The sequence below is a fragment of the Ruegeria sp. BG5 genome (assembly GCF_056538425.1).
Genome location: NZ_JBQFTC010000012.1, coordinates 12,974 through 31,815, shown reverse-complemented (window position 1 = coordinate 31,815; position 18,842 = coordinate 12,974). Strand labels below are relative to the sequence as shown.

The 18,842-nt window shown below is 60.9% G+C and carries 18 protein-coding genes; 5 read left to right on the top strand and 13 right to left on the bottom strand.

The features are described from left to right. Nucleotides 1-118 precede the first annotated feature (118 nt). From ACR0KX_RS20800 to glyA, 5 genes are all read right to left on the bottom strand, one after another. Nucleotides 119-541, bottom strand: a complete 423-nt coding sequence (locus tag ACR0KX_RS20800; protein WP_480708759.1) for a universal stress protein — start codon at nucleotides 539-541, stop codon at nucleotides 119-121. A gap of 79 nt (nucleotides 542-620) precedes the next feature. Continuing rightward, entirely contained in the window at nucleotides 621-1,994 is a 1,374-nt protein-coding gene (locus tag ACR0KX_RS20795; protein ID WP_480708758.1) for an alanine/glycine:cation symporter family protein, read from the bottom strand. Between the two features lie 26 nt (nucleotides 1,995-2,020). Next, a complete protein-coding gene (gene lipA / locus ACR0KX_RS20790; RefSeq protein WP_170738179.1) occupies nucleotides 2,021-2,965 on the bottom strand; it encodes a lipoyl synthase in 945 nt (314 codons plus the stop codon). A gap of 14 nt (nucleotides 2,966-2,979) precedes the next feature. After that, nucleotides 2,980-4,359: a dihydrolipoyl dehydrogenase gene (lpdA, locus tag ACR0KX_RS20785; protein WP_170624923.1), complete on the bottom strand. Its 1,380-nt coding sequence runs from the start codon at nucleotides 4,357-4,359 to the stop codon at nucleotides 2,980-2,982. A gap of 11 nt (nucleotides 4,360-4,370) precedes the next feature. Beyond that, complete coding sequence (gene glyA, locus ACR0KX_RS20780) at nucleotides 4,371-5,624, bottom strand: serine hydroxymethyltransferase (protein ID WP_480708757.1); 1,254 nt, start codon at nucleotides 5,622-5,624, stop codon at nucleotides 4,371-4,373. Between the two features lie 147 nt (nucleotides 5,625-5,771). Between glyA and ACR0KX_RS20775 the strand changes: the two genes are divergently transcribed. Next, the gene (locus ACR0KX_RS20775; RefSeq protein WP_170456626.1) at nucleotides 5,772-6,374 is read left to right on the top strand and encodes an XRE family transcriptional regulator; all 603 of its coding nucleotides are present in this window, start codon (nucleotides 5,772-5,774) and stop codon (nucleotides 6,372-6,374) included. 9 nt (nucleotides 6,375-6,383) lie between these two features. On the opposite strand, the gene ACR0KX_RS20770 is transcribed toward ACR0KX_RS20775, so the two are convergent. The 5 genes from ACR0KX_RS20770 to ACR0KX_RS20750 form a co-directional block, all read right to left on the bottom strand. Further along, nucleotides 6,384-7,154, bottom strand: a complete 771-nt coding sequence (locus ACR0KX_RS20770) for a citryl-CoA lyase (RefSeq protein ID WP_170524579.1) — start codon at nucleotides 7,152-7,154, stop codon at nucleotides 6,384-6,386. After that, on the bottom strand, nucleotides 7,151-8,338 hold the full coding sequence (locus ACR0KX_RS20765) for a CoA transferase (protein ID WP_170524575.1): 1,188 nt from the start codon (nucleotides 8,336-8,338) through the stop codon (nucleotides 7,151-7,153). Before ACR0KX_RS20765 ends, ACR0KX_RS20770 begins: the two co-directional genes overlap by 4 nt. Beyond that, a complete protein-coding gene (locus tag ACR0KX_RS20760) occupies nucleotides 8,328-9,839 on the bottom strand; it encodes a tripartite tricarboxylate transporter permease (RefSeq protein ID WP_170524572.1) in 1,512 nt (503 codons plus the stop codon). Before ACR0KX_RS20760 ends, ACR0KX_RS20765 begins: the two co-directional genes overlap by 11 nt. A gap of 1 nt (nucleotide 9,840) precedes the next feature. Continuing rightward, nucleotides 9,841-10,323 carry a tripartite tricarboxylate transporter TctB family protein gene (locus ACR0KX_RS20755; protein ID WP_480708756.1) on the bottom strand — a complete coding sequence of 161 codons (483 nt, stop codon included), beginning with the start codon at nucleotides 10,321-10,323 and terminating at the stop codon, nucleotides 9,841-9,843. Nucleotides 10,324-10,390: 67 nt separating this feature from the next. Next, nucleotides 10,391-11,368 (bottom strand): tripartite tricarboxylate transporter substrate-binding protein, encoded by a 978-nt coding sequence (locus ACR0KX_RS20750; protein WP_170524567.1) that lies wholly within the window; start codon nucleotides 11,366-11,368, stop codon nucleotides 10,391-10,393. A 108-nt stretch (nucleotides 11,369-11,476) separates the two neighbouring features. On the opposite strand from ACR0KX_RS20750, the gene ACR0KX_RS20745 reads away from it, so the two are divergent. The 3 genes from ACR0KX_RS20745 to ACR0KX_RS20735 are packed head-to-tail and all read left to right on the top strand — an operon-like array spanning nucleotide 11,477 to nucleotide 14,473. After that, the gene (locus ACR0KX_RS20745) at nucleotides 11,477-12,145 is read left to right on the top strand and encodes a response regulator transcription factor (RefSeq protein WP_170456638.1); all 669 of its coding nucleotides are present in this window, start codon (nucleotides 11,477-11,479) and stop codon (nucleotides 12,143-12,145) included. Further along, nucleotides 12,135-13,496 (top strand): sensor histidine kinase, encoded by a 1,362-nt coding sequence (locus ACR0KX_RS20740; RefSeq protein WP_170624920.1) that lies wholly within the window; start codon nucleotides 12,135-12,137, stop codon nucleotides 13,494-13,496. The genes ACR0KX_RS20745 and ACR0KX_RS20740 overlap by 11 nt, the downstream gene beginning before the upstream one ends. After that, on the top strand, nucleotides 13,475-14,473 hold the full coding sequence (locus tag ACR0KX_RS20735; RefSeq protein ID WP_170624919.1) for an ABC transporter substrate-binding protein: 999 nt from the start codon (nucleotides 13,475-13,477) through the stop codon (nucleotides 14,471-14,473). The genes ACR0KX_RS20740 and ACR0KX_RS20735 overlap by 22 nt, the downstream gene beginning before the upstream one ends. On the opposite strand, the gene ACR0KX_RS20730 is transcribed toward ACR0KX_RS20735, so the two are convergent. Beyond that, entirely contained in the window at nucleotides 14,460-14,846 is a 387-nt protein-coding gene (locus tag ACR0KX_RS20730; protein ID WP_170624918.1) for a winged helix-turn-helix transcriptional regulator, read from the bottom strand. The two genes, ACR0KX_RS20735 and ACR0KX_RS20730, sit on opposite strands and share 14 nt — an antisense overlap. A 137-nt stretch (nucleotides 14,847-14,983) precedes the next feature. Between ACR0KX_RS20730 and ACR0KX_RS20725 the strand changes: the two genes are divergently transcribed. Beyond that, nucleotides 14,984-15,700, top strand: coding sequence for a glutathione S-transferase N-terminal domain-containing protein (locus tag ACR0KX_RS20725; RefSeq protein ID WP_170624917.1), 717 nt, complete (start codon nucleotides 14,984-14,986; stop codon nucleotides 15,698-15,700). Here the strand turns inward: ACR0KX_RS20725 and ACR0KX_RS20720 are convergent, their stop codons facing one another. Both ACR0KX_RS20720 and ACR0KX_RS20715 read right to left on the bottom strand, forming a co-directional pair. Further along, a complete protein-coding gene (locus ACR0KX_RS20720) occupies nucleotides 15,701-17,017 on the bottom strand; it encodes an HlyD family type I secretion periplasmic adaptor subunit (protein WP_480708755.1) in 1,317 nt (438 codons plus the stop codon). Then, a complete protein-coding gene (locus ACR0KX_RS20715) occupies nucleotides 17,014-18,738 on the bottom strand; it encodes a type I secretion system permease/ATPase (protein WP_480708754.1) in 1,725 nt (574 codons plus the stop codon). Before ACR0KX_RS20715 ends, ACR0KX_RS20720 begins: the two co-directional genes overlap by 4 nt. Nucleotides 18,739-18,842: the final 104 nt, after the last annotated feature.

The following is an 18,842-nucleotide window of genomic DNA, read 5'->3' as shown; positions in this document are numbered from 1 at the left end:
CAGCGGATACTGGACAGGCATCTCCCAGCCCGCAAAATCAACCAGCTTACCTCCCAACTCAACGTGCAAGGCGTACAAGGGCGTGCGTTTCATGTCGGACATAATTCTCACCTTTCAATCAGCGGGACTGGTCGCGAACGACCATGACGGTGCAATGCGCGTTGCGCACCACTCGGGCCAGGTTCGGGCCAATCTCATAATTCGGGAAATCGCCCTTGGTCGATGCCATGACGATCAGGTCAAAGCCGTCCTTATGGGCCAGCTTCAGGATTTCGCTGTAGACGCTGCCTTCTTCGATATGCACCGGCACGTCCGAGGCATTGCCGTGATCCAGAATGGCCTGAACCGCGCCGCGCACGTGGTCTTTGGCACCCGCGCCATAGTTGGCAGGCAGGTTCGGCAGCTGGATGATCTCGGGGATGACGGCCACCGCATGCAGTTCGGCACCGTAGAATTTCGCCTGTTCCAACGCGACCGGCAGCGCAGTCTTCCACGAGCGGTCGTCAGTGTGATCGATTGGCAGCAGTATTTTCGTCGCCATCACGTCTCTCCTCGAGATAGGGAAATCTGTTTCAAAGGCGGGGGGCCGGGTTGGCCCCCCGTTTTTGCAAGGGCCGGGATTATTCGGCAGGCGTACCGCCGGGCTCTTCCGACTTGCCTCCGCTGGCAAAGAACTCTTTCGTCAGCTTGAAGACGATCGGGCTCAGCAGGGCCAGGGCGATCAGGTTCGGAATGGCCATCATGGCGTTCAGCGTGTCTGCCAGCAGCCAGATGAAGCCCAGATCCGCAGTTGCGCCGAAATAGATCATCACAATCCACAGGACGCGGTAGGGGATCAGCGATTTGACGCCCAGCAGGAACTCGACGCATTTTTCACCGTAGAAGGACCAGCCGAGGATGGTGGTGAAGGCGAAGATCGACAGAGCGATGGCGATCAGATACCCGCCGATACCCGGCAGCGACAGTTCAAAGGCGTGGCTGGTGAGCGCTGCACCGGACTCACCCGATGTCCAAGCACCAGACGAGATGATTGCCAGGCCGGTGATCGAGCAGACGATGATGGTGTCGATGAACGTGCCCAGCATCGCGATCAGGCCCTGATTAACCGGACCTTTGGTCTCGGCTGCGGCATGTGCGATTGGGGCCGAGCCCAGACCGGCTTCGTTCGAGAACACACCACGCGCCACACCAAAGCGGATCGCGGCCCAGACGGCGGCACCCGCGAAACCGCCTTCGGCGGCGGACGGGGTGAAGGCATAGGTAAAGACCAGCGACAGGGCGTTGCCAATGTTGCCAATGTTGATAAGCAGAACCAGCAGACCGGCGACGATGTAGGCGACCGCCATGAACGGAACCAGTTTACCGGCAACCGCACCGATGCGGGTGATGCCACCCAGGATCACGGCTGCGGTCAGAACCATCAGAACCACGCCGGTGACCGAGGTGTTCAGGCCGAAGTTCGATTCCAGAACCTGCGCCACACCGTTGGCCTGCACGCCGTTGCCGATGCCGAAGGCTGCGATTGCGCCGAACAAGGCGAACGCAACTCCCAACCAGGCCCATTTCGCGCCCAGACCGTTTTTGATGTAGTACATCGGGCCGCCGACATAGTTGCCCAGTTCGTCCTTTTCACGGTATTTCACCGCGCAGACGGCTTCGGCATATTTGGTGGCCATGCCCACCAGGGCGGTCATCCACATCCAGAACAAGGCGCCCGGACCGCCCAGGAAGACAGCAGTGGCCACACCGGCAATGTTCCCCGTGCCGATGGTTGCCGACAGCGAGGTCATCAGTGCGTTGAACGGGCTGATCTGCCCTTCGCCCTGACCCTCACGGCCTTTGAACAGCAGGCTGAAGCCCGTGCCAATGCGCAGGATCGGCATGAATTTCAGCCCCACCTGCAAGAAGAAGCCGACGCCAAGGATGAGGACCAGCATCAGCGGCCCCCACACGACGCCATTGATGGCCCCTACGATTGAATTTAACGCTTCCATGGTTTCTCCCTCCCGATAGCGTTGGTTTATGCCCCTTTGGCGAGGGCCCGCTGGCGGGCCTGCCTGAGGGCGGCAAAATCTTCGTCCGCGTGGAACGACGACCGGGTCAGCGGAGTGGCTGACACGTGCAAAAAGCCCTTGGACCGTGCGATCTGTTCCAGTTGGGCAAACTCCTCCGGTGACCAGAACCGGTCGATCGGGTGATGTTTCGGGGTCGGCTGCAGGTATTGGCCGACGGTCAGGAAATCGACCTGTGCCGCGCGCAGATCATCCATCACCTGCCGCACGTCGTTTAGGCTTTCGCCCAGACCAACCATCAGGCCGGATTTGGTGAAAATCTCGGGATTTGCGCGCTTGGCATCGTCCAGCAAACGCAGCGACGCATAGTACCGCGCACCGGGCCGAACCGTCGGATACAGATGCGGCACCGTTTCCAGATTGTGGTTGAACACATCCGGGGCAGCCGCGAACACGGTGTCAGCCGCATCGCCCTTGCCCAGAAAATCGGGTGTCAGAACCTCGACCGTGGTGCCGGGGTTCTGGTGGCGTACTGCGCGGATGGTCTGGGCGATATGCCCGGCTCCGCCATCGTCCAGATCATCGCGGTCCACCGAGGTGATGACCACATGGCGCAGGCCCAGCTTTTTGACCGCCGCCGCAACGCGCCCCGGCTCGAACGCGTCCAGCGCGTCGGGACGACCGGTGGCAACGTTGCAAAAGGAACAGCCACGGGTGCAGACCTCGCCCATGATCATCATGGTGGCGTGGCGTTTGGACCAGCATTCGCCGATATTGGGGCAGGCGGCCTCTTCACACACCGTCGCCAGATTGTGGTCACGCATCAGGCGGCGGGTTTCGTAGTACTCGGCGCTTTCGATCTTTTTCCGGCGGATCCACTTTGGCTTGCGTGGAATGGCGCTGTCGGCTTTCTTGGCCTTTTCCGGGTGGCGGGGGCGAAGCTGAATAGTCATCTGGCTGCTCCCTGTTACGCGTGAATCGCGCGGCCCATGGCATCAAGGCAGGCTTCCTTGACTGCCTCGCCCATGGCCGGATGTGCATGACAGGTGGAGGCGACCTCGGACACGGTTGCGCCTTTGGTCATGGCCAGAACCAGTTCGGCAATCAGATCGCCGCCATGGGCACCGCAGATATGCGCACCCAGGATTTTGCCGTTCGGACCCGCCAGAACCTTGACCGCGCCGTCGGTGTCTCCGGTCGAACGGGCGCGCGAGTTGGCCATGAAAGCGAACTTGCCGACCGCGAATTCGGTGCCCGCCTCTTTCAGCGCCTCTTCAGTCAGTCCAACCGAGGCGACCTCGGGGTCGGTGTAAACCACGCCCGGAACGGTGTTGTAATCCACATGGCCTGCTTCACCGGCCAGCATCTCGACACAGGCAACACCGTCTTCTTCGGCCTTATGCGCCAGCATCGGTCCGGGGATGCAATCGCCGATGGCATAGATGCCGGGAACCGATGTGCGGAAGGTGCCATCGACCTGAACAAACCCACGCGGGTCCAGCGCGACGCCCAGATCTTCCAGCCCAAGCCCGCGCGTGACGGGGCGGCGGCCAACGGCGATCAGAACCTTGTCGGCCTCGATCACTTCTTCCTTGTCCTTGCCGACCCGGTCCAAGGTCAGGGTCAGGCCCTCATCGCTTTTGTCGATGGACTTTAGGGCCCGGCCAAGCTGAAACTTCAGCCCGCGTTTCGACAAGGCGCGCTGCGCCTGTTTGGCAATTTCGCCATCGATGCCCGGCAGAACGCGGTCGAGATATTCGACCACCGTGACCTTGGCCCCAAGCCGCGCCCAGACCTGACCCAGTTCCAACCCGATGACGCCCGCACCGACCACCACCAGATGATCGGGCACCGCGTCCAAAGCGATTGCGCCGGTCGAGCTGAGAATATCCTGTTCGTCAATCTCGATCCCCGGCAGGGGGGTCGGCTCGGACCCTGTTGCGATCAGGATGTTTTTGGCCTCGTAGACCGTGTCACCGACCTTTACCTGCCCATCGGCGGGAATGCTGGCCCAGCCCTCGATCAGTTCAACGCCGTTTTTCTGGAACAGAAACGCGATGCCCTTGGTCAGATCGCCAACGATCTTGTCCTTGCGTCCCATCATCGCGCCCACGTCGATGCTGGCCCCCTCGACCGCAATGCCATGGGAGGAGAGATGTGCAATTTCGGCATATTTGGCCGAGGAGGTCAGCAACGCTTTGGAGGGGATGCACCCCACGTTCAGGCAGGTTCCGCCGAGGGCCCCGCGCCCTTCGACGCAGGCCACTTTCATGCCCAGCTGAGCCGCGCGAATGGCTGCAACATAGCCGCCCGGCCCGCCGCCGATGACAATCAGGTCGTAGATCATGTCTTGGTCTTTCAGTAGATCGGGTGGCTGGCGCAGATCGCGCGGACTTTCCGGCGGGTGGCTTGTTCAACCGCTTCGTCACCGTCGGGGGATTGTGCCAGCGCATCCAGCACGTCGCCGATCAGGTGGCCGATCTGCTTGAACTCTTCGGGGCCAAAGCCCCGGCTGCAGCCAGCTGCGGTGCCCAGTCGGATGCCGCTTGTCACGGTGGGTTTCTCGGGATCGCCCGGCACGCTGTTCTTGTTGCAAGTGAACCCAGCCCGTTCCAGCGCGGCTTCGGCGTCTTTGCCGGTCACGCCGATGGGCCGCAGATCGACTAGCATCAGGTGGTTTTCCGTCCCGCCGGAAACGATGTCACACCCGCGCGCCATCATCACATTGGCCAGGGCCGCTGCGCTGTCGATCACGCGCTGCATGTAGGTTTTGAACTCGGGCTGCAGCGCCTCTCCGAACGCGACGGCCTTGCCTGCGATGACATGCATCAGGGGGCCGCCCTGCAAACCGGGGAACACGGCCGAGTTGATCTTTTTCGCCAGCGCTTCGTCATTGGTCAGGATGATCCCGCCACGTGGACCGCGCAGGGTTTTATGGGTGGTCGAAGTCACCACATGGGCATGTCCGATGGGCGAGGGGTGCAGGCCCGTCGCAACCAAACCGGCAATATGGGCCATGTCGGCCAGCAGCCATGCGCCGACCTCATCGGCAATGGCGCGGAAACGGGCAAAATCGATCTTCTGAGAATAGGCCGATGCACCGGCGATGATCAGCTTGGGCTTTTCGGCCTTGGCCAGCGCCGCGACCTGATCGTAGTCAATCAGCCCCGCATCGGTCAGGCCGTACTGGACCGGGCGAAACCACTTGCCGGATTGCGCGGGCTTCGCACCGTGGGTCAGGTGGCCGCCTGCATCCAGCGACATGCCAAGGATCGTATCACCGGGGCTGAGCAGGGCCAGCTTGACCGCGCCATTGGCCTGCGCGCCGGAATGCGGCTGGACGTTTGCGTATTCACACCCGAACAGCTGCTTCAGCCGGTCGATGGCTTCCTGCTCGACCTCATCCACATATTCGCACCCGCCATAATAGCGGCGGCCCGGATAACCTTCGGCGTATTTGTTGGTCAGGACTGAGCCCTGCGCGTCGATCACAGCCTGGGAAACGATGTTCTCGGATGCGATCAATTCGATCTGTTCAGCCTGACGGGTGCCTTCGCGGGCAATCGATGCGGCGATAACGGGATCGGCTTCGTGCAGCGGTGTTTTGAACATTTTCTCCTCCTCGATAACCGAATCCTCGGTTCGAAACTTTGTTTCCTATAGTGGAAAAAGTTCCCCCAAGGCAACATCCTTCTCACTTTTGTGAAGTTGCGAGATGATCGGAGACTCGGTAACCTTCGATAAAATAGGGAGATTTTTATGGGCGAAGACCAACGGATTGAGGCGTCCACCCACGAGGAAGAGGGCGAAGGGGCCGCATTGGGGCGGTCAATTCGCGATGCGCGCCGCGAAAAAGGCTGGACTTTGGAAGAGGCCGGGCGCGCCGCGGGAATCGGTCGCTCGACCCTGTCGAAGATCGAAAACAACCAGACCAAACCCAGTTTCGAGATCGTGCGCCGCCTGACTCAGGCACTGGACATGAACCCGCCACAGCTGTTCGTGCAATCCGGTCAGTCCGGCCTTACGGGTCGTCGCGATTTCACACCCAAGGGCGCGGGCGAGATGCGCGAAACCGCAACCTATCTGCACGAGCTGTTGTGCTCGGAACTGACCAGCAAACGCATGTTGCCCTATGTCGCCACGATCCGCGCGCGGGACATTTCTGAGTTCGACCAGTGGGTGCGCCATTCCGGGGAAGAGTTCATGTATGTCCTCAGCGGCGAGTTGATATTTATCTCGGAACACTACCGCCCCCTGCCGATGAAGGCCGGGGATTCGCTTTATTATGACAGTGGGATGGGACACGGCTGTATTTCGACCAGCGAAGAAGATGCAAAGGTGCTTTGGGTCTCGCTGGAATAGGGCGTTTCGCTATTCGTCTTTCAGATAGGTCCATCGGTAGTGCGGCGGTGTCGGCCCCTTGTTGCGCCCGCCTTGCTGTATCTGCTCCCACGCGTGAGCCAGAATACCGACCGAGCGGGACAGGCAGAACAACCCACGCGCCAGCGGCGGGGCAAAGCCAAGCTCGGCATAGATCACCGCCGTAGCACCATCGATATTCATCGGAACGGGTTTGCCTTTGCGATGTGCAAGTTCGCCCTCGATCGCCTGTCCGATCCGCATGAAATCCCCGCTGCATGCCCCTTGATCGACGGCTTCAGTGACCAACTGCATCAGGCGCGGGGCGCGCGGGTCGGTTGGGGTGTGAAAACGGTGGCCGAAACCGGGCAGGATCTTTCCCTGCGTGGTGATCCAGTCATCCAACGCAACCGGCAGATCCTGCGTGTGATCCACGACAAAGTGATAAAGCTGCACCGCCTGCTCTCCGGCCCCGCCATGCACGTCCCCCAACATGTTGACCGCGCTGGCCATCGCGTTGTTCAGGGGCAGACCGCAGGTCACCGCCATTCGGGCCGCCGCGATTGAGGGCGCTTGCGGGCCGTGATCCACGGCGGCCACCAGCGCGGCTTCGAACAGATGGGCCTGCGCCGGGCTGGGTCTGTCGCCGCGCAGCATGAACCAGATCATCTCAGCGAAACTCAGGGTGCCGATCAGGTCTTGGATCGGCTCGCCGCGCAGGTCAATCCGGCCCGGTTCCATGTCGATGATCGCGGTTTTCCACCAGTCGGAGACGTCGCTCAAATCACGCCCTCCTGTTGCAGGGCGTCGGTCTCGGACTGGGTCAGGCCAAGCGCGGACCAGATCGCGGCATTGTCCGCCCCCAAATCCGGCGGCGCGGTTTCTGGGTGGTTGCGTGTGCCGTCCATGACAACCGGGCTGCCAGCCAGGTGCAGGATTTCGCCCTGCACGTCCAGAGGCCCGATCAGACCACGCCCTGCCAATTGCGGGTCGTCGAGCGCATCGGCGACGGTCAGAACCTGCCCAGTGGGCACCCCAAGGCCATTCAACTCCTGCACCCATTCTTTTGCTGGCCGCGTGGTCAGCGTGCGCTCTAACTCCGCGCGCAAGGCATGGCGGTTTTTCTTCCGATCCTCGCGGGTTGCGTAGTTGGGGTTTGTCAGCAGGTCTTCGCGACCCAGATGCCGGGCCAGGGCCTGCCATTGCTCATCCCGGTTGGCGGCGATGTTGATCGGGCTGTCTGCGGTGGCAAATGTACCGGACGGGGCCGAGGTTGTGTTCTCATTGCCATGCGCGGCGGGCGTCACGCCGCCGATCAGGTAATTTGACACGACCCAGCCCATTGTGGAAATCACCGCCTCGGTCATCGCGACATCCAGAAACGCGCCGCGCGGGGTGGCGTTCAGGGCGGATGTGATGGCGAAGGCCGCTGTCAGCCCGCCGACCGTATCGGCCAGCGGATACCCAACGCGATAAGGCGCTGTATCGGGCGCGCCGGTGATCGACATGATCCCACTGATGCCCTGCACGATCTGGTCATAAGCCGGATCGTCGCGGCGCGGCCCGTCCTGCCCGAAGCCGCTGATGGCGCAGTAGATCAGGCGGGGGTTTTCGGCCTTCAGGACCTCATAGCCCAGACCCAAGCGATCCATCACGCCGGGCCGAAAATTCTCGACCAAAACATCCGCCGTGCGGACAAGCCGTTTCAGCAGTGCCTTGCCGCGTTCGGATTTCATGTCCAAAGTGACGGATTTCTTCGCCGCGTTCTGGGCCAGAAAACTGATCCCCATCCCGGCCTTGTTGCGTTCGGGGTCGGCCCCCAGCACACGGGCCAGATCGCCGGAACCGGGGCGCTCGACCTTGATCACTTCGGCCCCCATCAGCGCCAGCTGATAACAGCAATAGGGGCCGGCAAGCACGTTCGTCAGATCCAGAACGCGGATGCCGGCCAGAGGGTCAGTCGCCATCAGCAACACCGGCCGCCCGCGCCTTGGCCCGGCGTGCGCGGTAGCTGGGCAGCAGTACCAGAAGGACGGCGATCACCAGCAGGCCTAGCGTCATCGGACGTTCCCAGATGAAGGCGATGCCATCATACAGCTGCATCGAGCGGGCAAAGTTATCCTCCATCATCCCGCCAAGGATGAACCCGATCAGCAGCGGGGCCAGGGGGTAGTCGGCGAATTTCAACGCGGTGGCGCAGATGCCGAAGCCGACGAGGATCAGCAACTCGGTGGCGTTGTTCTGGCCGATATAGGCGCCCATCAACGTAAAGAACAGGATGAACGGGATCAGGTAGTTGCGCGGCACAGCCAGCACTTTGGCGATGTACGGGATCAGCGGAAGGTTCAGGATCAGCAGCACCAGATTGCCGATGAACATCGACATGATGACCGCCCAGAAGATCTGTGGCTCATCCAGCATCAGGCGCGGGCCGGGGGTCACGTTCAAAGCGATCAGAGCGCCCAGCAGGATCGCCGTGGTCCCGGATCCCGGAATGCCGAGCGTCAGCAGCGGCACGAATGACCCGGTACAGGCCGCGTTGTTGGCGGATTCAGGTGCAGCGAGGCCTTTGATCGATCCTTTGCCGAACTCGTCCTGTTCTTCTTTCGGAGCAATGTTGCGCTCGACCGCATAGCCGAGGAAGCTGGCAATTGTCGCTCCGGCCCCGGGCAGGACGCCGATGAAGAAACCTTGCACCGATTGGCGACCGATCACGGGCGCGATGGCTTTGGCCTCGTCCCTGGTAATGCGCAAGTCTTTGATCTCTCCATCATCGCCTTGCAGGTCCTTGGGTTTCAGAACCAGAAACAAAGCTTCGGGCAGGGCGAACATAGCCATGGCCAGCGTGATGAACCCAAAGCCGGATTGCAGGTCCATGATCCCCATGGTGAAGCGGGGCAGGTTGAACAAAGCGCCTTCGCCGACGGTTGCCATGATCAGGCCGAGGATCGTCATGATCAGCGCCTTGGCCACCTGACCCGACCCGGCAAAGGCCGCAATGGCAGACAGGCCCACAACCATCAGGGCGAAGTATTCGGCCGAATGGAACAGCAGCGCGACCGAGGACAGGGCAGGGGCGAAGACCATCAGCAGAATGGCCCCCAATGTGCCGCCTGCGAAACTGGCGATGGCGGCGATGGTCAGCGCTTTGCCGGCCTTGCCTTGCCGCGCCATCGGGTAGCCATCGAAGCTTGAGGCCACGGTGCCTGCGACCCCCGGCGCGTTCAGCAAAATGGATGAGGTCGAGCCGCCGAAAATCGCGCCGTAGTAGACGCCCGCCAGAAGGATCAGCGCAGCAGACGGATCGCCCATCGAAATCGCGACCGGGATCATGATGGCGATGATCGACATCGGCCCAAGGCCGGGAAGCATGCCGATGAACGTGCCGATCAGACAGCCCGCGATGACCATCAGCAGGTTTTGAATTGAGAATGCCGTTTGCAGGCCGATCAGAAGTCCTTCGAGCATATCAACCTCCGAAAATGCCCGGCAGGGGGCGCATGTAGATGCCCAGGACTTCCTGAACCAGATACCAGACCGCGCCGGTGGCGATGAAGGCAACAGGCAGCATGATGTGCCACTTGCGCTCGCCCAGAATGAATGAGCCGAGGATCAGGAAGGCGGAGGTTGAGATCAGAAAGCCAACGGGCCGCAGGCACAGGGCATAGATCACCATCAGGGCCAACAGCATCAGGGCCTGATCAAGGTGGTACTCCCCCAGACGCCGGTAATCGATATCGGCTTCTTTCGGTTCTGACTTTTCGAACCCCAGCAGGATGATTACGCAGGCGATTATGCCCAGTATCGACAGCACTTTGGGGAAGGTGCTTGGCCAAATAGGGTTGCGCTGCATGAAGGGGGGCAGGCTGCCATCCATCGTAAACCAGGCGGCATAGCCATAGGTCAGACAGACCCCAAGCAAAACAAGCGCGATCCAGCGATCCAGCGCCATAACATCCCCTCCCTTACGTGTACTTTTTGTGTGGCAGAGCGGCGAACCGCTCTGCCATGGGTGGTGCTTACAGGAAGCCCAGCTTCTTCATCAGATCGCTGATTTGCTGTTCCTGCTGCTCGAGAAAGGCCGAGAAATCGTCGCCTGAATTGTGGATGTTCACCCAACCATTGCGCGCGCGTACTTCTTCCCATTCGGGTGTGTCATACATCTTGGCGATGGCGTCCTGATAGGCGGCCAGCTTGTCCTCGGGCAGGCCGGGGGCCGCGAAGAAACCGCGCCAGTTGACGAAGGTGGTGTCGATGCCCTGTTCCTTCATGGTCTGCGCGTCCGGTGCTGCGTCCACACGCTCATCCGCCGTCACACCGATGATCTTCACCTCACCCGCATTCGCCAGATCGACGGCTTCCGAGAAACCGGTCGACAGCGCTGCGATCTCACCCGACAACAAGGCTGCCATGGCTTTGCCGCCCGCGTCATAAGGGATGTATTTGACGCCAAGCGCGTCCTTGCCTGCTGCTTCCATCACCATGGCCGCAACCAGATGGTCCATGCCGCCCGGGACCGAGCCGCCGCCGATGGCTGTTGCACCCGGGTCGGCGTCATAAGCCGCCAGCAGGTCCGCCATCGAGTTGATCGGGCTGTCCTTGCCGACAACAATGGCCGCGTAGTCGCCGATCGTGCCGGACACCAGCGTCAGGTCGCGGAAGTTGTGCGGGAACACCCCGGTCAGCGAGCGGATCACGATGGGGGTCGAGTTCACCATCAACGTGCCGTGGTTGCTTTCGGCGTTTTCGATCAGATAACCGATGGCTTTACCGCCGCCGCCGCCCGACATGTTCTCGTAAGACGCGGTGCCCACAAGGCCCGCTTTGGTCAACGCCTCGCCGGTTCCACGCGCGGTGCCGTCCCAGCCGCCGCCTGCGCCGCCGGGGATCAGAAAGTGGATGCTGTCTACAACCTCATCCGCGAATGTCGGCCCTGCAAGACCAACAGCGGCCACAGCCGCGATCAGGGCGCGACGGCCCAGTTTGAATGTCGTCATGTTTTCCTCCCATTTGACAACCGGCCGCTTGGCGGCTCAGATTATCGTCAAGAAAAACACATCAACCTGACATCAACCTGTCACGCGCGAAAATACTGCTTACGCCTCATGAAATTCCTGCTGGTCGAAGACAATATGGACCTCGCGAATGCGATCAGTTCGCGGATGCGGCTGGATGGCCATGTCGTTGATCATGCAGCGAAACTGGATGATGCAACGGCCTATGTGGACACCGAGGAATATGACCTGATCCTGCTGGACATCATGCTGCCCGACGGCGACGGTCGCGACTTTCTGAAACGGCATCGGGCCAGTCATCTGGACACACCTGTCATCGTTCTGACCGCCCGCAGTCAGGTGTCGGATCGAATCGGATCGCTCGATCTGGGGGCAGATGATTACGTCACCAAACCCTTCGATCATGCCGAGCTTGAGGCCCGCTGTCGCGCCGTGCTGCGGCGCAAATCAGGGATCGCCAAATCGACGATTGAGATTGGTGGGATCGTTTTCGACCCTGTCGCGGGTCATCTGGGTGTGGGGTCCGAGACCGTGTCGCTGCGCAACCGCGAACTGCGCCTGTTGGAGTTGTTTCTGAACGCCCCCGGTCAGGTGTTTTCCAAACAGAAGCTGGCGGATCGGTTGTTTTCCTATGACGACAACGTCTCGGATAACGCTATTGAGGTCTATGTGGGCCGCCTGCGCAAGCATCTTGAAAGCTCGGACCTGAAGATCACCACGTTGCGCGGGCTGGGGTACAGGTTGGATCATGTCCGCTAGCGCTGCCGTCTCGGGGTCTTTACGCAACCGGCTGGTGCTGACCCTGATCGGAGGCGCGGCCATTCTGGCGCTTTTACTGTTCTTTGCCGTGCGCAGCTACGCGGCCCGCGTGGCGCAGCAAGGGCAGGACAATATCCTTGGTGCGTCGGTCACCTCGATCCTGGATGCCGTGGCGCTGCGGGACGGAGAGCTTGAGGTCGATATTCCTTATGCCGCGTTTTCCATGCTCAACACCCCGTCGGATGACAGGGTGTTTTATGCAATCTTTCAGGACGGCCAGCTTTTGTCCGGCTATGACGATTTGCCCGTAACCAACAGGACCCCGGACGGTGGCTGGACCTTCCGCTCGGGTCAGGTCCGGGGCGAGGCGATTAGGCAGGTCAGCGCCAGCCGGACCTTGGTCGGGCTTGGCACCCGGACACAGGTAGAAGTGGCCTTGGGGCAAACGCAGGACGCGCTGGCCGAGACGCTGGATCAGATCTCGCGTAATGCTGCCTTGCTGGGGCTGGGGTTCTTTGCCCTGGCCGCCGGCTTGTCCTTTTGGGCGACCTCCACCACCATTGGGCAGTTGAACAAGCTGACCACATCCGTCACGCGACGGGGGCCGCAGGACCTGAGCCCGTTCCGAAAACCGGTGCCACGGGAAATGGCGCCGCTGGTGACGTCGCTGAATTCCCTGATGGGGCGGCTGGACCACTCGCTGAGCCAGTCCGAGGAATTTATTGCCGAGGCCGCGCATCGCGTTCGTACCCCTTTGGCAACGGTCCGGTCTTATGCGGATGCCACGTTGCAGCGCGTGGAAAAGGAAGAAAACCGCGAGGCGTTGCGGTCGATGGTGCGGGCCATCGACGAAAGTTCACGCGCGGCGGGGCAGTTGCTGGATCATGCGATGATCACCTTTCGGGCCGATCATCTGGAACGGGAAGAGATCGATCTGGTCACCCTGATCCGCGATCTGGTCCAGCGCCTGACACCAATTGCCGAGATGAAGGATCTGTCATTGTCGCTGACAGGTGATCCGGCGGTGCCTTATTCGGGCGATCTTATCCTGATCCAGAATGCGGTGCGCAACATGATCGACAACGCGCTGAAATACGCACCCGCCGACAGCACCGTCAGGATCGAGGTCACAACCCCGCCCAAAGTCACTGTCAGCGATCGGGGGCCGGGTTTCCCACCGGACGAGATTGACCTGCTGACCCGCCGGTTTGAGCGCGGCCAGAACGCCATTGGAACCATCGGATCCGGTCTTGGTCTGACGATTGCGCAGGATGTGGCGACGGCGCATGGGGGCACACTGACCCTCAGCAACCGGCAGGAGGGCGGCGCATGCGTTACCTTATTGCTTTAGCGTTTCTTTTGTTGCCCTGCGCTGTGTCGGCTCAGGACTGGGAAGATCGGCAGGTGTTCAACGCGGATGCCGGTGGTCCGGTTCTGCGCGTTCTGTCCAGTACCGACACGGTGTTGTTTGCGCCACTGATCGAGGGTTTCATTTCCGAAAATCCAATGATCGGGATCGAGTATCTTGTGACCACCACCGCCGATATCGACCGTCTGGTCCGCGCCGACCCGGATGCGTTTGACATCGTCATCTCAAGCGCGATGGACCTGCAGTTGAAACTGGCCAATGACGGGTTTGGTCTGCCGCTGACGGACATACCCCATCCGGACTGGGCGCAATGGCATGACAGCCTGTTTGCGTTTACCTCGGAACCGGCCTCAATCGTAATCAACCGTGCCGCTTTCGAAGGCGGGCCGATCCCCGAAACCCGACAGGAGTTGATCGAGATCCTGCGTGCCCGTCCGCAGGATTTTCGCGGCAAGGTCGGGACCTATGATATTCGGGACTCGGGGTTGGGCTATCTGTTTGCAACGCAGGACGCGCGGGCCTCGGAAACCTATTGGCGGTTGATGGAGGTGATGGGAGGCCTCGGCGTTCATCTGTATTGCTGTTCAGGTGCGATGATCGACGATTTGACGGATGGCACCATTTCCGTTGCCTATAACGTGCTTGGCAGCTACGCGGCGGGGCGAGCGGATCGGGATGGTGTGCTGCAGGTCATCCTGCCGACGGATTTCCAAACCACAATGATGCGCACGGCGATGGGATTGGCGGGTACTCCGGAACCCCAAACCGCCGAGCTGTTCGTGCGCTACCTGATCGCGCAAAACGCGGGCGGAGCGGCCTCGCTGCCGACGCTGCAATCGGACGGGGCCGCAAACGCGCGCGGGACGATTGTTCTGGGCCCTGCATTGCTGACCTATCTCGATCAGTTGAAACGGCGGAAATTCCTGAGCGACTGGGAAAACGCGGTTATTCAGAGGTAGGGTCGGATGCTGTCAGTGCGGGCGGCAACTGATCGCTCCATTTCCTCAGCTCATCCAGAAAGCCCAGGGCGGTCCGGCCGAACGCGGTGATCGAATACTGAACTGAAACCGGTGCGGTGTTCATCACGCGTCGGTGAACAAGCCCTTGCTCTTCAAGCTGCCTGAGGCGTTCGGCGATCATCTTCTTGCTGGCACCTCCGATCATGCGGGACAGGTCGTTAAAGCGCACAGGCCCATCCTTGAGGTGCCACAGAATGGACCCGGTCCACTTGCCACCGATGATCCGCATTCCACGTTCTATCGCGCAAGGTTCGGCGCAGGCATTGGTGGCGATGCGACGCCCATCTTTGTCCTGATTGATCTGTGCCCGCATCTTTCGCGCCTTTTCCGGATTACTAGGTTACAAAAAGTATACTGGTTGCTTTTCCTTCCCGCAATTCACAGGTTCACGATACGCCAAGCCCGACTCGGCATGGCCGCCCGCAAACCCCGAACGCACTGAGGATGACCATGTCCCAAGCCGAAATTCATCTGTACACCGCCGGAACCATGAACGGTTACAAGCCTGTCATTTTTCTGGAAGAGGCAGGTATTCCCTATGACCTGACTCATATCAATTTCTCAAAGCAGGAACAGAAAACGCCCGAGTTTCTGGCCCTGAACCCCAATGGCAAAATCCCCACGATCGAAGACCGGACCGAAGGGCGGGCGATTTTCGAAAGCGGTGCGATCCTGTGGCATCTGGCCGAGAAATACGGAAAATTCCTGCCGTCCGATCCGGTCAAGCGGTCCGAGGTCATGCAATGGATGCTGTTTCAGGCTGGCCATGTTGGGCCGATGATGGGGCAGGCAATGTATTTTCAGCACATCGCCGCCCCGAACGGCCATGAGGAGCCATTCTCCATCCGCCGCTATGTCGACGAAAGCCGCCGGCTGATGGAGGTGATGAATGATCGCCTGAACGGGCGCGACTGGATCGCAGCGGGGGAATACACGATTGCGGATATGATGCTGTATCCTTGGGCGCGGGCGTATGTATGGGCTCGGGTGAAGGTGGATGACCTGCCGCATCTGAACGCGTGGTTTGACCGCATCGACGCGCGCCCTGCGGTTCAGAGGGCGCTGACCATTCCCAAGGCAAACCCGCAATTCTGGGATGCTGATGCCGATGCCAGCGCATTCGCCAGGGAAAACGCCGCGCGGTTCTCGGGTGATGTCAAAAGCTGATCACTCGCGGAAGGCGCGGTTGAAGTAATCGGACATCGGTTTGACCAGATAGGACAGGGGGGTGCGCTCGTCTGTCTTGATCATTGCCTCGACCGGCATGCCGGGCAGCAAAGCCTGACCGTTCAAGCGTTCGACCTGCCCGTCATCCGGCACAAGCTCGGCCCGGTAAAAGGTAAAGCCGGTCTGATCGTCGGTGAATGTGTCGGCCGAGACGTTGATCACATGCCCGTCAATCTCGGGCGTTTCCCGCTGGTTGAAGGCAGGAAAGCGCAGGGCGACCGGTTGGCCCACATGCAACTGATCCACATGGATTGCGTCCACCCGTGCCGCCACCACCAAAGGCGTGTCCTGCGGCACCACATACATCATCGGTTCAGCCGGTTGGATCACCGATTGCAGCGCAAACACCTGACTGTCGTAAACCGTACCCGAAACCGGTGCGCGGATGTCCAGCCGTGACAGACGCTCGGTCAGGGACAAACGCCGTTCCGACAATTCCGCGACCTGAGATTGCACGTCGCGCAAGGTGGTGATCGCCTCTTCCCGGCGGGTGGCGGCCAGTTCAAGGATTTGAATCTCGGTCGCCGCGATCTGACCTTTCAGCCGGGCCACTGCGGCCTCAAGTCGTCCGATTTCACCGGTCAGGTTGGCTTCTTCCCGTTGCAGGGCCAGCACCCGGCTGACTTGGGTCAGGCCGCGGTCCAGCAGGCTTTGCTGATCCTCAAGCTCTTGCTGGATCAGATCGACCTGACGGCGCAGCGAGACAAGCTGCGCCTCGGTTCCGTCAATCTCGCTTTCGGTTTGCACCAACTGTTTGCTCAGCTGTTCGGTCTGCTGGGCCAAGGTGTTCAGCCGTGCGTCGAACAGGCGTTGTTGCCCGTCGATCAGGTCCGGGGCGATGCCGTTTTCCTGTTGAACTTCGCGCAGACGGGCGGCCAGGTCTTCAGGCGCGGCATTGTCGCGTTCGGCCTCAAGCCGGGCACGGCGGGCCAGCAGCTCGAACAGCTGCGCCTCGACAATGGTCTTTTCCGACGACAGGAAGGTGTCATCCAGCCGCAGCAGCAGATCCCCGCTGGAGACAACGGCCCCGTCGCGCACGAAAATTTCGCCGACCACACCGCCATCGGGGTGCTGTATGACCTGACGGTTGCTTTGCACCTCGATCACACCGGACGAAACGATGGCCCCGGCCAGACGTTGCGTGACGCTCCAGACACCAAGCACGCCCACCAGAAAAAACAGCGCAGCAAAGCCGACCAAGGCAGGCAGGGTGATCCGCCACGCGGAACGCCCATCCGGTTTCGAAGTGTCCGTCATCTCGAAGTCACCTGGCTGAGGTTTCGTTTGATCGCCCCGGCATTCTGGACCATGGCATTCAGAACCTCGTCGCGGGTGCCGAACTTGACCACTTGCCCCTTCTCGACCACCGCCAGATTGTCACATTCCGAGATCGCCTGCGGCCGGTGCGTCATGATGATCGCCGACTTCCCGGCGGCTTTCAGCCCGCGCACAGCGGCATTCAGCGCCTCGGTTCCGTCTGCGTCCAGCGCCGAGTTCGGCTCGTCCAAAATCAACAACACAGGGTCCCCATAAAGGGCGCGGGCCAGTGCGATGCGCTGTTTCTGACCGCCCGACAACTGACTGTCATTGCCTTCCAGAAACGTGTCATAGCCCTTTTCAAGAGACAGGATCAGCTCGTGCGCGTTCGCCTTTTTGGCGGCATCGACCACGGCCTGAGAATCGGGGTTCTGGGACATGCGCGCAATGTTTTCGGCCACTGACCCGTTGAACAGGGTCACTTGCTGCGGCAGATACCCGATGTGCTGACCCAGATCGTTAGGGTCATATTGGTCCAGCGTTGCACCACCCAGACGAATTTCACCCGCGGCGGGGTGCCAGAGACCCAGCAAAGCCTTGGCCAGAGTGGTCTTGCCCGACCCGCTTTTGCCAATCACACCAAGCGCTGTTCCGGGTTCAAGGTTCAGCGTGACATTGCGCAAGGTCGGTGCAGTGGCACCCGGCGGGATGACCGTCAGCCCCTTTGCCGCCAGTTGCGCTGAAGGTGTCGGCAGCTTGGTCCGTTCAGCCTCGGGCGGGGTGTGGTCCAGAAACTGGTTTAGCGAGGCCCAGGCGGTACGGGCCTTTTCGACCATGCCCCATTGTCCGATTGATTGTTCGACGGGCGCAAGCGCGCGGCCCAGCAGGATCGATCCGGCAATCATCGCACCGGGTGAAAGCTCGTTCTGCAACACCAGCCAGGCCCCAAGCGCCAGCATGGCCGATTGCAGGAACAGGCGCAGCGATTTGGTCAGCGAGGTAAAGCTGCCGGTCCAGTCACTGGCCGCAATGGTCTGGCGCAACGCGTCCGAGCGCTGGTTCAGCCAGCGTAGCGTCACGTCCTGCTGCATCCCTTGCGAGCGGACAACTTCCGCCGCCTGTCGCGCGTGTTCGGAAAAGGCATTCGCCCGCGCTGATGCGGCTTGCGCCTCGGCCACTTTGCGGCGGGTCAGGGCCTGATTCAGCAGCGCAATCACGATCAGCAACCCCCCACCCGCGACGGCCAGCCAGCCCAGCAGCGGGTGAAAGATGAAAATCGCGGCCAAAAACACCGGGGTCCAGGGGATATCCATCACCGCCAGTAAAACCGGGGAGGCACACAGGTTCTGGATCGACTCGAGATCGCGCAGTGCCGTTGCCGGGGCTGCACGGGCCTGCGGGTTCAGCGACCGGCGAAGGGTGGCGTCAAACACCCGTGCGTCCAACTTCGACTGGAACCGCGCACCAAACCGCGCGACGATGCGCCCGCGCGCGAAATCCAGCATGGCCATCAGTCCATAAAGCAGCGCGACCAGCAAAAACAGTGCCGTCAGCGTTTCGACCGCGCGCGAGCCCAGAACACGGTCATAGACCTGCAGCATGAACAACGGCCCGGTCAGCATCAGCAGGTTCACGAAGATGCTGAACAGAAAGGCTAGCGCCAGAAAGGTCATACCCTGATTGCGCGTATTGCGCAGTTCATGACGTGGGGCAGCCGGCATTTGGTGCTGGGGTCTCAAAATATTAAATCCACATCAATCAGGTTGGGCCGGCGGTTAAGAAAGCCCGGCCATTGTTGCGAAGAACCAATCCTTTTTCGAGGAAG